11 protein-coding genes and 1 other annotated feature are annotated in these 12,973 nt (G+C 38.7%); of the genes, 3 read left to right on the top strand and 8 right to left on the bottom strand.

Annotated elements, in window-relative coordinates:
* Positions 1 to 5 precede the first annotated feature (5 nt).
* The gene (locus C9J29_RS19950) at positions 6 to 1,220 is read right to left on the bottom strand and encodes a metallophosphoesterase family protein (RefSeq protein ID WP_008173351.1); all 1,215 of its coding nucleotides are present in this window, start codon (positions 1,218 to 1,220) and stop codon (positions 6 to 8) included.
* A 265-nt stretch (positions 1,221 to 1,485) separates the two neighbouring features.
* Here C9J29_RS19950 and C9J29_RS19945 point away from each other — a divergent pair, with 265 nt between their 5' ends.
* On the top strand, positions 1,486 to 1,671 hold the full coding sequence (locus C9J29_RS19945) for a YhzD family protein (RefSeq protein WP_008173354.1): 186 nt from the start codon (positions 1,486 to 1,488) through the stop codon (positions 1,669 to 1,671).
* Between the two features lie 46 nt (positions 1,672 to 1,717).
* Here the strand turns inward: C9J29_RS19945 and C9J29_RS19940 are convergent, their stop codons facing one another.
* Positions 1,718 to 2,500 carry an enoyl-CoA hydratase gene (locus C9J29_RS19940; protein WP_025117262.1) on the bottom strand — a complete coding sequence of 261 codons (783 nt, stop codon included), beginning with the start codon at positions 2,498 to 2,500 and terminating at the stop codon, positions 1,718 to 1,720.
* A 139-nt stretch (positions 2,501 to 2,639) separates the two neighbouring features.
* Between C9J29_RS19940 and trhO the strand changes: the two genes are divergently transcribed.
* On the top strand, positions 2,640 to 3,611 hold the full coding sequence (trhO, locus tag C9J29_RS19935) for an oxygen-dependent tRNA uridine(34) hydroxylase TrhO (protein ID WP_107922679.1): 972 nt from the start codon (positions 2,640 to 2,642) through the stop codon (positions 3,609 to 3,611).
* 67 nt (positions 3,612 to 3,678) lie between these two features.
* Here trhO and C9J29_RS19930 read toward each other — a convergent pair whose 3' ends face one another.
* Entirely contained in the window at positions 3,679 to 5,328 is a 1,650-nt protein-coding gene (locus tag C9J29_RS19930) for an FAD-binding dehydrogenase (RefSeq protein ID WP_107922678.1), read from the bottom strand.
* 403 nt (positions 5,329 to 5,731) lie between these two features.
* Positions 5,732 to 5,971, top strand: a binding site (T-box leader).
* Between the two features lie 159 nt (positions 5,972 to 6,130).
* Between C9J29_RS19930 and serA the strand changes: the two genes are divergently transcribed.
* The gene (serA, locus tag C9J29_RS19925; RefSeq protein ID WP_008173368.1) at positions 6,131 to 7,738 is read left to right on the top strand and encodes a phosphoglycerate dehydrogenase; all 1,608 of its coding nucleotides are present in this window, start codon (positions 6,131 to 6,133) and stop codon (positions 7,736 to 7,738) included.
* 177 nt (positions 7,739 to 7,915) lie between these two features.
* On the opposite strand, the gene C9J29_RS19920 is transcribed toward serA, so the two are convergent.
* The 5 genes from C9J29_RS19920 to C9J29_RS19900 form a co-directional block, all read right to left on the bottom strand.
* A complete protein-coding gene (locus C9J29_RS19920; protein ID WP_089987034.1) occupies positions 7,916 to 8,704 on the bottom strand; it encodes an HAD family hydrolase in 789 nt (262 codons plus the stop codon).
* Positions 8,705 to 8,878: 174 nt separating this feature from the next.
* Positions 8,879 to 9,127 carry a DUF3006 domain-containing protein gene (locus tag C9J29_RS19915; protein ID WP_043989579.1) on the bottom strand — a complete coding sequence of 83 codons (249 nt, stop codon included), beginning with the start codon at positions 9,125 to 9,127 and terminating at the stop codon, positions 8,879 to 8,881.
* On the bottom strand, positions 9,114 to 10,301 hold the full coding sequence (locus tag C9J29_RS19910; protein ID WP_107922677.1) for an MBL fold metallo-hydrolase: 1,188 nt from the start codon (positions 10,299 to 10,301) through the stop codon (positions 9,114 to 9,116). Before C9J29_RS19910 ends, C9J29_RS19915 begins: the two co-directional genes overlap by 14 nt.
* A 71-nt stretch (positions 10,302 to 10,372) precedes the next feature.
* On the bottom strand, positions 10,373 to 11,719 hold the full coding sequence (locus C9J29_RS19905; RefSeq protein ID WP_107922676.1) for a GntP family permease: 1,347 nt from the start codon (positions 11,717 to 11,719) through the stop codon (positions 10,373 to 10,375).
* Positions 11,720 to 12,859: a glycerate kinase gene (locus C9J29_RS19900; RefSeq protein WP_089987037.1), complete on the bottom strand. Its 1,140-nt coding sequence runs from the start codon at positions 12,857 to 12,859 to the stop codon at positions 11,720 to 11,722.
* Positions 12,860 to 12,973 lie beyond the last annotated feature (114 nt).

Genomic DNA, 12,973 nt, shown 5'->3' with positions numbered 1-12,973 from the left:
GTGCATCACGCCCTTTGAATTTCTTCCGCCAATAGTGACTGTGCGTTGTGCGTTAAATTCTTTATATCCTTTTCAGATAAAGGCTCGATCAGTCTAGCACCACCAGCATACTGGTACAAGTCTTTTAGTATATCCTTCCAGTCAGTACTATCCCATTGCTCCATTAAACTTACGACTGATTGCGTAGCAGCAGAATATTCACCGTGAATTGAAGGTTTTTGTAACACCATTTTTTGTACCCAGCACATTGGCTCAATCCCTTCTTCTGCCTCGCGAATAGTCTCCAGCCATGCGTCCACCGTCGCATGCTCAAACAAGGCCTCTGTTTGCTCATCAATATTTTTTAAATAAAGCTCCACTACCGTCGCTCCCAATGAAGTTCTATTGACAGCAATTGCTTCCTCGCATCTTTTAAGTAATTCATTAGCATGGACGATATTCGTACAATCCACCTCTATTGTGTTATAAACAATGGTGGAGGTAGGAATAAAATCAAGTTCACATGCTGTTTGAGATAAAGTTACATCATAGCAACCTTTTATTCCTTGTTCTTTACGATGACGGCTTTGAATATTGCCTGGATAAACGATAGGAGGGTTTTCATGTAAGAGCTGTCGTTTATGAATATGCCCCAACGCCCAATAATGATAGTTCCGTTCAAGTAGTTGCTGTTTTGTAAATGGAGCATATAAAGCGTGTGAAGTATCGCTTGCCTCACTGCCATGCAGCATGCCAATATGAATTGCATGAGAATCTTGAGCGATTGGATAAGTATCAATAACCGACTCCTTTAAGTGGCGTTCACTATAGCTGAAGCCGTATATACAGACTTGCTGACCGCGGATTTTCAACTGGACAACACTCGTCTCAGCCGGTAATTCATACACATTACTTGGTAAAGAAAAACGTGTCCAAGTTCCTTTTAAATGATCATGGTTCCCATAGCTAATAATTACAGGAATATTGTGTTGAAAAAGTTTCTCCATTGCCTCTTGAAATTTCCTTTGGGCTTGTAAACTGCGATTTTCACCATCGTAAATATCTCCGACAATTAATAAAAAGTCGGGCTGCTCCTGAATGGCCTTTTGAATAATTTTATCAAAAGCATCAAACGTACTTGATCGAATCTCCTTCAAAATGTGTTCAGGTAAGCCAAATAAGCCCTTAAATGGACTATCTAAATGTAAATCTGCCATATGGAAAAAACGAATTGCTGACATCCAATCACCCCAACTATAGATAATTCCCACCTCAGTTAGTTACTACAAACTATCAACCAAAGCAGTCATATGATTACAAAACCGAATATTTGTTCTATTTTATCATACTTCCCTATTTATGAAAAATGGTAATGCTTAAAAAAAAAGGTCGACTTACTTTTTCCACAATTTTCGTAATTTATCAAATAGTTTACTAGTTTTACCGTGAAGTTTATAAATCTTCTATGTATAATAGATATATATTTAAATAAAGGGTGGGGTTTGTATGGAGAATTACCGTTTCACAGCTTTCGAAAAAACAGGGGAAACATTGTTTGATGAAACATGGACATTTGAAAATGATGAGGCTGCTAAGTTAAATGGCCAACAACAAATTGAAGAAAAAGGTGTTGCCAACAAAACTCATCGTCTTGTAAACGCTTCAGGTAAATTAATTTTATTCCATGTTTAATAATTGAGAAAAGGCACGTAGGATATCTACATGCCTTTTCTTATTTTTATTTCCCTACAAAGACAGGTGTTCTTTTCTCTACAAAGGCATGAATTCCTTCTAAATGATCTGTCGATTTACGCATGGTTGATTGACCTTCCGCTTCCATTGCAAGGATATTTTCGAGCTGTGCTAAATTTTGAGCGTGTAAAATATTTTTTGTCGTAATCATAGAAGAAATAGGTGAGGCAAGCATTTTACCAACAAGCTGATCTGCCATTGCAAAGACAGTACCATCAGGGGCTATATAGTCGATTAATCCTGCATCTAATGCTTCTTGTGCTGTAAGGACCTTCCCTTCCCAAATCATTTGTTTCGCTTTCACCGTACCGACACGTTCCTTCATAAAGAAGTGACCACCTCCATCTGGAATGAGTCCTATGCCTATGAAATTCATAGCTAGCTTACTCTTTTCACATGCCACAACAATGTCTGCCCCTAGTGTTAAACTAAAGCCTAGACCTGCCGATGCACCATGAACTGCCGCAATGACTATCATTGGTAGCTGATAATAGGCCTTAACGATGCGTGTAAGATATACCATCGCTTCGTCAATATTTAGAGGCTTATTTGAATCAAGCATCGCCTTAATATCGCCTCCAGCAGAAAAGACCTTCCCTTCTCCACGAATAACAAGTACTTGTATATCTTTTTCCTGTTGCAAAGCCTCAAAGCATTCAGCTAGCTCTCGCATCATAACATCATCCATCGCATTCATCGCCTGAGGACGGTTTAAAGTTAACGTTGCACGGCGATCTAACATTTCTAATGTAATCGTTGAAAATTCCATCTCCATTACCCCCAAATATGAATAGTCATTCACTATGTACTATTCGTGTTTTTTTAGAAAACTCCTTCTCCGCTAAACAAATTCGCTTTTGTTATGCTATATTAAAGGACGAATATTGTTATAAAGGTGGTTACACATTTTGACGCAAAAAGACTATCGTATATTACTTTATTATAAATATGTTACGATTGAAGACCCTATAGCATTTGCTGAAGAGCATTTAGCATTATGTCAAGAACTCGGACTTCTTGGCCGCATTTTAGTTGGTAATGAAGGAATTAACGGAACTGTTTCGGGAACTATTGAACAAACAGACGCTTACATGAATCATATGAAGATAGATCCTCGATTTAGCGATATTATGTGGAAAATTGACGAAGCTGATGGGCATGCTTTCAAAAAAATGCACGTTCGCCCTCGCCGCGAGATTGTTCACTTAGGTTTAGAAAATGATATTAATCCATTAGAAATAACAGGGGAATATTTATCTCCTAAGGAATTTATGGAACAAATGCAAGAAGAGAATACGATCATTATCGATGCACGGAATGACTATGAATTCGACCTTGGTCATTTTAGAGGCGCTATTCGACCGGATATTGAAAATTTCCGTGACCTACCAGCATGGATGGAAACACATAAAGAAGAATTTGTGGATAAAAAGATTTTAACTTACTGTACTGGTGGAATTCGTTGTGAAAAATTCTCTGGTTGGTTAAAACGTGAGGGCTACGGAAAAAGTGTTGGTCAATTACATGGTGGTATTGCCACATACGCAAAAGATTCCGAGGTAAAAGGTCAACTCTGGGATGGGCAAATGTTTGTTTTTGATCGTCGTCGCAGTGTGCCAATTAATCAAGTGGAGCATGTCGTTATCGGAAAAGACTATTTCACAGGTGAGCCTTCCGAACGTTATACGAACTGCGCAAATCCCGAATGCCATAAATTAATGCTATGTGAAGAAAAGCATGAAGACTTTTATATGCGTAGCTGTTCTGATGAATGCCGTCGTGCCAAACGTAACTTCTTCGTTGAGGAGCATGGCTGGACGGTAAATCAAATCGAAGAGCAAATCGCTAAAATCGCAGATGTCCAAAACACAAATTCATGATAGACGTCACTCCATTACTTGGCGACAAAAAGAGCATCGTTTATGACGATGCTCTTTTGTACTGGCATTAAACTTCTGCTAAAAAACGTCCTACCTGCCTACCACTAAATATACAGCCACCAACAAACGTTCCTTCTAAAGCGCGGTAGCCATGAACACCACCGCCTCCGAAGCCGCTTACTTCCCCAGCAGCAAATAGTCCTGAAATAGGCTGACCATCCATCCCTAACACTGCCCCATTTAAGTTTGTTTGTAAGCCACCTAAGGTTTTTCTTGTTAAAATATTTAATCGTACCGCAATTAAAGGCCAATTTTTAGTGTCTAAAATTTTATGTGGCTTAGCAACACGTACTAGCTTATCCCCAATATAATTTCTAGCACCGTGAATGGCGTTCACCTGTAAATCTTTTGTAAACTTATTATCCATTTCTCGATCCCTTGCTAAAATTTGCTCTTTAATTTTCATGAAATCGAGTAAATCATTGCCTACTAGTTTATTCATTCCATCTACTAGTTCTCTTAAATCATTTGCAATCACAAAATCCTCACCATGGTTTTTAAAGGCTTGGATTGGAGCAGGTGGTCCGGGCATGATTCTTTTTAAAACATCACCAATGCTTTTGTTTGTTAAATCAGGATTTTGTTCCGAGCCAGATAGAGCAAATTCTTTTTCAATAATTTTTTCTGTTAAAATAAACCAAGAATAGTCATAGCCTGTTTTTTGAATCGTTTCTAGTGTACTGAGTGTATCGAATCCAGGGAAATTAGGCGCATGAAATCGGTTACCTTCTGCATCAAACCATAAGGAGGAGGGGCCTGGCAAAATTCGTATTCCATGATTAGGCCAAATCGGATCCCAATTTTTTAATCCTTCTGTGTAATGCCACATACGATCACGATTCACAATACGGCCTCCTGCATGCTCTGTAATTTCCAGCATTCTTCCATCTACATATGCAGGGACACCACATACCATATTTTTAGGAGGGGTCCCTAATCGTTCAGGCCAATTTTTTCTCACTAAATCGAAATTCGCCCCGATACCCCCACTTGCCACAATAACGGCTGCAGCCTCATAAGAAAATTCTCCGACTCCTAATCTTGAGCTTTTTTCCCCTCGACTAATAAAGGTTTCTGCTAGTATTGTTCCACTTATCCCCATAATCCTTCCGTCTTGCTGAATAAATTCATCCACACGATGTCGTGGTTTAAATTCAATATAGCCTTCTTTTATGGCCTTTTTGACTTTATCCACAAATGGCTTAACAATGCCTGGACCTGTTCCCCATACAATATGAAACCTCGGCACTGAATTTCCATGTCCACCAGCAAGAGAACCACCCCGTTCTGCCCAGCCAACAATAGGAAAAAATTTAATCCCCTTTGACTTCAACCAATCATATTTTTCACCCGCAGCAAAATCGACATAGGCCCTCGCCCATTTATATGCCCAGGAATCCTCATCTTCTAAACGATCAAAGCCTGCTGTCCCTAACCAGTCCTGCCATGCCAACTCCTTACTATCCTTAATGCCGAGTCTTCTTTGTTCAGGAGAATTTACTAAAAATATGCCACCAAAAGACCAAAATGCCTGTCCCCCTAATGAATTTTCAGGCTCTTGATCTACTAGAAGTATTTTTTTCTTTGCATCGACTAACTCGCAGGCTGCCACTAAGCCTGCCAGTCCGGCACCAACTATTGCAACATCGTATTTCATTACTACACCCCCAAATCAATCATCCTTAATTTAAATTCTTCTTTCATAGTCTATTTACCTTCTAAAAATCAAAGTTTTGTCTAAAATGTGACAAGATAAAATGTTCGTTTTCTTTCATGAAGCAAACTAGTTCTAACATAGAACAATTAATTAATACCATTTAATTGCCATATAATATTTTCGCTATAAACTTCATGGAACCTTGATACAATCAGTCTTTTTAAATATCGTTAACGCTTTCATTGTACACCCCTAAAAGACGAACATTATCAAACTATAATACATAAAATGTTCGTGTATTGGTATTTTTCAGACTTTTGAAGTCAATGTTTTTTTAGTTTTTTAGAAATATCGTTGACAAAGGTGAACAATAGGGATTATGATGTTAACAAATTTAATCATAAAAAATATAACGACGGAGACACACTAGTCGAAAGAAAATCCAAAGAGAGCTGATGGTTGGTGCAAATCAGTGATTTCTACGATAATAGTTCCACTCCTGAATAGTTAAGCTGAACCATCTAAGTAAGCTTATCCGTCTCATGCACGTTACGCATATTGCTAAGACTGCAAGAATAAGTTTTTCTAGCAGTGATTAAGGGTGGTACCGCGAACCAAGTTTATACAGCCTTTCGCCCCTTACAACACAATAACTGTGTTTGTAAGGCGTGAAAGGCTTTTTATATTGCTTTCGATTCGGAAAGGAGATTGTTTGCATGCTGTAAGAAGTTAGAATTTTACAAATTTCAGACTATCGTAGATAAAACCACAATTAACATTTATTAAAAAGGAGCTAATTATAATGATTACTGCCACAAAAACAATTAACGTATTTATCGCTGACCCACTAAGTGAGGATGGGATTTTTCCATTACGCCAGGAACAAGATTTAGATTTAAACATTATCGTAGACACTGGCCTAGCACCAGAAGAATTAATCGCTAAAATTGCAGATGTAGACGTGTTACTTGTTCGTTCACAAACTACTGTGACACGTGAAGTAATTGAAGCGGCAAAAAGCTTAAAGTTAATTGGTCGTGCTGGTGTAGGTGTCGATAATATTGACCTTGCTGCTGCCACTGAGCATGGTATTATCGTTGTTAATGCTCCAGATGGTAACACAAACTCAGCTGCTGAGCATACAGTCGCCATGATGACATCACTTGCACGTCACATTCCACAAGCTTTTAATACATTAAAAAATGGGAAATGGGACCGTAAATCTTATGTTGGAGTAGAGCTAAAAAACAAAACTTTAGGTGTTGTAGGCTTTGGCCGAATCGGTGTTGAAGTAGCTTATCGTGCAAAAGGTCAACGTATGAATGTTATGGCATATGATCCTTTCCTAACTGATGAGCGTGCAAAAGAATTAGGTGTCACAAAGGCGACAGTGGAAGAAATTTGTCAAGCAGCCGATTTCATTACTGTACACACACCACTTCTTCCTGAAACACGTAATCTTATTAATAAAGAAAAGTTTGCGATGATGAAAGATGGCGTACGTATCATTAACTGTGCACGTGGCGGTATTATTAATGAGGACGATTTGTATGATGCTATTGTAGCTGGTAAAGTAGCAGGTGCTGCACTGGATGTATTCGTATCTGAACCAGCGACAGACCATAAGCTGCTTACTTTGCCTCAAGTAATTGCAACACCTCATTTAGGTGCATCTACGATTGAAGCACAAGAGTCTGTAGCTGTTGATGTATCAAATGACATTATTAAATTTTATAAAACAGGTACTGTAACAAATCCAGTGAATATGCCATCTATTCCGAAAGAGCTTCTGGCACAAGTTGAGCCTTTCTTTGAATTAGCGGAAAAACTTGGTTCATTCTTATCACAAGTAACAACAGAGCCTGTAAAAGAAATCAACTTATCTTATGCTGGAGATGTAGCAAACTATGATGTCCGCCCATTAACATCAAATGCATTAAAAGGTTTATTAGCTAAAAATCACGGTAATCATGTGAATGATGTCAATGCTCGCTACCTGTCTGAGCGTATTGGCATGAAAATTATCGAACATAAAACGACAACGGCTAAAGGCTTTACAAGTTTAATTACGATTGAAATTATTACTGCAAATGAAACACATACCGTAGCTGGTACATTATTAAATGGCTTAGGTGCTCGTATCGTCAAAGTAGAGGACTATGTTGTAGACGTTATTCCACAAGGTCATCTTCTATATATTAAAAACACTGACAAACCAGGTGCAATTGGTCGTGTAGCCACTAAACTTGCAGAAAAGGAAATCAATATCGCCACTATGCAAGTAGGTCGTGCCCAAGTTGGTGGGACAGCGGTTATGATGTTAACGATAGATAATGTTGTAACAGATGAAGATTTAGCATTTGTGGCACAGCTTGAAAATATTGATGAAGTAAAAGCTATTAATTTATAATAAGCAAAACGAAAAGCAGGGAGTTTTTACTCTCTGCTTTTTTAAATACACTTTAAAGGGTAAGCTAGTGAGCATCATGATATTGGTGATAGCTTTTCCATTCATATGCTTAGCATAAAATATAAAGTATTCCAAACAAAAAAATGTACTGCATCCATGAAGGAGCAGTACATTTCTTTAAAGTTTTTCCACTAGTTGTAATAAGTCTGTCAAAGAGACTATCTCATACGTAGGTGTCACAGCTCCATTGGCCCTATTATTTTCGCGATTAATCCATACGTTTCGCATCCCTACACGAGAGGAGCCTAAAATATCAGTATTGAGATTATCGCCAACCATAATTGCCTCATCTGCTGTAATGCCTACACTTTCCATTACATGCTCAAAAATAGAAGCGTCAGGCTTACCTTTTCCAAAGTCTCCTGAGATAATAATATGATCAAAGTACGGAGCTATTTCTGGCGTAATTTTCAGCTTTAAATTTTGCAAACTAGGTGCGCCATTAGTAAGTAAAACAAGCTTGTACTTCCCTTTCAATTCGTCTAACACAGGAAATGTATCTTCATATAAAAATGGGGAGGCCTTACGCTCAGCTACAAAGCGTTCTCCTAGTTCTGCTCCGAATTTTTCATCCTCTATACCAAGAGCAGCTAAACCTTTTGTCCATGCTCCCGCACGATAGCCTGGAACAAGTCCCTTCATTGTTTGGAAAGATTCAGTCGGGTCATCAAAAGTTCCCCATAGTCCTTCGAAAGGATTAATGCCAATTAATACGGTATAGTCGTATGTTTCATAGCCTTCGTATAACGCACGAGCCTCTTGACGAACTGCTTCCTCTAGCTCAGTAGAATTCACATTATGTATCGTAGCAGCATAGTCACATGTTTTTTCAAAAGCAGTTTTTACTGATTTTTTATCCCATAGTAATGTATCATCTAGATCAAAAATAATAGTGTTTATCGACATTTTATCCGTCCGCTCCTAGCTTTTGATTAATACTATTATTTTAGCATATTTTCAAAATATTTAGGATAACAAATTATGTCCAACTCCCCTTAAATTCCATCCGTCTACAGGACTTTTCTGATTCAAAATAAAAACAAGCTGTGGATAACTTCCTCACAGCTTGTCATCTATTATTTATTGATGTTTATGACGTAAACGGTCCATTAAATTCTGGATATCGGCTTTTTTTTGTTCTGTTTCTTCCCTTAAAATATCAATATGGTAAATGCCATCTATTTCTTCTATCTGTACACGATCCCCAACAACGACAGGCTTATTCATAGCTGACTGTAAAATAATAATTTGTTCTTCTTCCTCAGGATACTTTAAAAAAACAGCATAACCGTCTTCCATACGATCTAAAGTATATTTAGTCGAGCTCACTAACAAGTTCCCCTTTCTCATTCCGTAATTGCGCAGCATCTCCATCGTTTAGCCATATCTGTTTAGTAGTCCATTTTAAATAATTATCCCCTTCACGAGCATTAGCCCCACTAGTAACATACATGATTTTACCAGGCTGTAATGATAGATTAGGAAAATTAAAAACTTGATTTCCTTCCAGAGAAATAAGCTGCCAATTGTTTAACGAAACAGCTTGTTGACCATTATTTTTAATGCCTACAATTTCTGTCACTAAATCTTTGCTGACAATCTCAACAGCTGTGGTAGGTAAAACAGTGGAGGGAGTTTTTGGAGCTACCGCTCTGGAAGCTTCCTTTCCATTCACCGTGTAGTTTACCCCATCTGTTGCCACCATAATCGTTCCTGATTCAGCAGTAGCATAGATGTTACTACCCATTGCTTGCAATCGATCCACTACTTCTGCATGAGGATGTCCATATTTATTATCTTCACCATAGCTTAATATAGTGACTTCTGGCTTCACTGCACGAATGAATTCTTCTGAGCTACTTGTATTAGAACCATGATGTCCAGCCTTCAGAATAGTGGCTGTCACATCATTTTGCATCATTTCTTTTTCTAATGCTATGCCCGCATCCCCCGTTAATAAAAAGGATACGTTGCCATAAACTACTTTTAAAACAATCGAAGCATCATTATTATCCGTTGCATGTTCATTTGCATTTAAAACCTTCACCGTTACATCCTTATCAAATTCAATAAGGTCCCCTGTTTTCGGCACATAATAAGGTATATTTTTTTCATCAATCGCCATCAGCATTTCTTCAAAAGTTTGAGAGGTATGTACTTTGCCCGAATCATAAAATTGCTCAATAGGGATTGCCTGTAACACTGGAATGAGCCCACCTATATGGTCAGCATCGGGATGTGTTGCCACTACCCGATCAAGTTTGTTCACACCAAGTTCGTTTAAATAAGAAACTACCTGCTGTCCTGCCCCTTTCACACCACCGTCTATAAGCATTGTTTTCCCATTCGGCGATTCAATTAATATGGAATCTCCTTGTCCCACATCAATAAAATGAACTCGCATCTCATGGCCAGCCGTTACAGGCACTTGCTCTGTCTTAACTGCTTCTGTACAGCCTGCTAATAAAAAAATACAAAGGAGTACTACTATTAATTTTTTCATGTGACTAACTTCCTTTCTATCTTCCTATTATACAAAAAAGAGAGCTTACCATGGGCAGCTCTCCCTGTACTTTAAACAAATATCCACCATAAAACCATTGTAATTATGATTGTAACAATGCCTTGTAATAATGTTGCAACCGTTTGTGCCTTATAGGCTTGAGTTACTTCCATTCCACTATACTGTGTAATTACCCAGAAGAAACTGTCGTTTACATGACTAACCGTCATTGCACCAGCTCCAATGGCCATTACTACTAATGCTAACGGGACAGCTCCCTCAACGCCAAGTGTCACGAGCATTGGTGCAACTAGAGTAGACGTAATAACAAGCGCTGTCGTTGAAGATCCTTGGGCAGTTTTTAAGGCAGCAGCTACTAAAAACGGCACTAGCAGGAATAAAGTACCTGACGCAAACATCCCCAAATCCATTTCCTGTAGCATTTCTCCAACACCAGCATTTTTAATAACGGTCCCAAATGAACCGCCCGCTCCTGTAATAAGTAAAATGGGAGCGGCTTCTTTTAAACTCTCTCCAATCCATCCCGTTAAGGTCGTTTCACTAATTTCAGGTAATAATAAAAAGGCAGCAGCCACCCCTAAAAATAAAGCTACCGTTGGTGAACCTAAGAACTTAAAGATCGTATTGAATGTTGATTCGGGATCCCCTACTAACGATGCTATCGAACCAAGTCCAATTAAGACAATTGGGAGGACGATTGGTAAAAAGGCTTTAAAGGTTGAAGGCATTTTGCCAAAGGATTTAATGACTTCCTCATAGTCTAATGCCTCTACATCATCTTCAGGTACTCGAATTTTGGTTGCAGCTTTCACGGACCACATATAGCCTACAAATGTAGCCGGTATAGCTACTAATAAACCAATGACAATAACTGTCCCTAAATAATCAGCCGCCCCAATATTTCCTGCTGCTGCGATGGGACCTGGTGTGGGTGGGACTAATACATGTGTCGCAAATAAACCCGTCGCTAAAGCTACTGCCATTGATGCAATCGTTACGTTAGCCCGTTTAGCTAATGATTTTTGCAAACTCGATAAAATAATAAAACCCGAATCACAAAACACTGGGATGGATACGATGTAACCAATTAAGGACATCGCAAGTTGTGGACGTTTTGGGCCGACGATTCGTAAAACTACTTCTGCCATTCGATAGGCAGCGCCTGATTTCTCTAATATTAAACCTATAATAGTTCCAGCGATAATCACTAAGCCAATGCTCGTCATTAAACCACCGAAACCAGTGTTAATACTTTCTACCACTGTTAATAATGGCATTCCTGAAGCAATTCCGACGAAGAAGGCACTCATTAATAATGCCAGAAATGGGTGTAGCTTTAATTTGGCCGTGCCCAATACAACAAACAATACCCCGATTAAAATAATAATGAACAACATCTAGTCAGCCCCCTTTTGTATGTAAAGCTCAAAGATTCTCTTAGTTTTTAACCGAATAAAACGAGCGGGTTCTTGCATTGCCTGCTGAGTAGTAATCTCCTCATCTACTAATGTTTCTACAACGCTAAAATACTTTTGAAGTGCAGGCTTAGCCGTACTATCAATGTCTCCCGATAATAAAGCTGCATCTATATGTGCTAGCGCTGCGGCTTTCGCAACCCCTAATGGAGCCTTACCATGTAATGTTTGGAGATCCGATTTCCCTTCTCCCGTTATTACTAACTGTGCGGCTGCTAAATGATCCTGTAACTGGACAGCATCTATGACGATATCAATTCCTGCATGAAATGTCCCTTTTAAAAATGCGATTAACGCGCCTCCCAATCCTCCTGCCGCTCCCGCTCCTTGATAATCATGCAATCGAATAGAAAATTGTTGTTCCACGATATCTGCAAAATGCTTTAAACAGTTATCAAAATGCTTGACTTGATCGTCCCGCACACCTTTTTGAGGACCAAATATAGCTGTTGCCCCTCGTTCACCAATGAATGGATTATCCACATCACAGGCAATGGTAAATATCGCTTCTGTTAATCTAGCATCCAGTCCACTTACATCGATTGCAGTTAACTTCAGTAGACTTGAAATTCCATCTTCTAAATCTGAGCCATCTTCCTTTATGAATCGCACACCTAATGCCTTGAGCATGCCAATCCCTGCATCATTTGTGGCACTTCCACCTATACCGATAATAAATTTTCTAAAGCCTCGGTCGAGAGCAGCCTTAATTAATTGGCCAGTACCATACGTTGTAGCAAATTCAGGATTTTTTTCATTGTCTTGTAGCAGCATGATGCCAGATGCCTGAGCCATTTCAATCACACATGTTTCTTTATCACCCAAAACACCATATTGTGCCTGTATATCTCTTCCTATTGGATCTAATACATCCACTGAAAAATATTGACCATTCGTAGAGGCAATAAGCGAATCAAGTGTCCCTTCCCCACCATCTGCAATTGGTAGAATTATAGTTTCTATTGATGGATCTGCATCCAGAATTCCTTTCTGCATGGACCTCGCTACTTCAACTGCTGACAGAGTACCCTTGAAGGAATCTGGACTAATAATGATTTTCATAAAATACCTCCACTTATGTCGTCCATTGATATTTACGTAAATTTTAAATCCCTAAGTTAAGCGCTTACAAATTATTATAATGACAATAAATTCAGAAAACATTATAATAAATGT

It is taken from the genome of Lysinibacillus fusiformis (assembly GCF_003049525.1).
Lineage (GTDB): Bacteria > Bacillota > Bacilli > Bacillales_A > Planococcaceae > Lysinibacillus > Lysinibacillus fusiformis.
Note: the sequence above shows the minus strand (reverse complement) of the source record. Positions and strands in the feature narration are given on the sequence as shown.

Excerpts from the sequence above, each read along its gene's own strand:
- C9J29_RS19920 (WP_089987034.1), bottom strand. The coding sequence starts at position 8,704 with ATGTCGATAAACACTATTATTTTTGATCTAGATGATACATTACTATGG.
- C9J29_RS19900 (WP_089987037.1), bottom strand. The coding sequence starts at position 12,859 with ATGAAAATCATTATTAGTCCAGATTCCTTCAAGGGTACTCTGTCAGCA.
- C9J29_RS19945 (WP_008173354.1), top strand. The coding sequence starts at position 1,486 with ATGGAGAATTACCGTTTCACAGCTTTCGAAAAAACAGGGGAAACATTG.
- C9J29_RS19930 (WP_107922678.1), bottom strand. The coding sequence starts at position 5,328 with ATGAAATACGATGTTGCAATAGTTGGTGCCGGACTGGCAGGCTTAGTG.
- serA (WP_008173368.1), top strand. The coding sequence starts at position 6,131 with ATGATTACTGCCACAAAAACAATTAACGTATTTATCGCTGACCCACTA.
- C9J29_RS19950 (WP_008173351.1), bottom strand. The coding sequence starts at position 1,220 with ATGTCAGCAATTCGTTTTTTCCATATGGCAGATTTACATTTAGATAGT.
- C9J29_RS19940 (WP_025117262.1), bottom strand. The coding sequence starts at position 2,500 with ATGGAATTTTCAACGATTACATTAGAAATGTTAGATCGCCGTGCAACG.
- C9J29_RS19910 (WP_107922677.1), bottom strand. The coding sequence starts at position 10,301 with ATGAAAAAATTAATAGTAGTACTCCTTTGTATTTTTTTATTAGCAGGC.
- C9J29_RS19905 (WP_107922676.1), bottom strand. The coding sequence starts at position 11,719 with ATGTTGTTCATTATTATTTTAATCGGGGTATTGTTTGTTGTATTGGGC.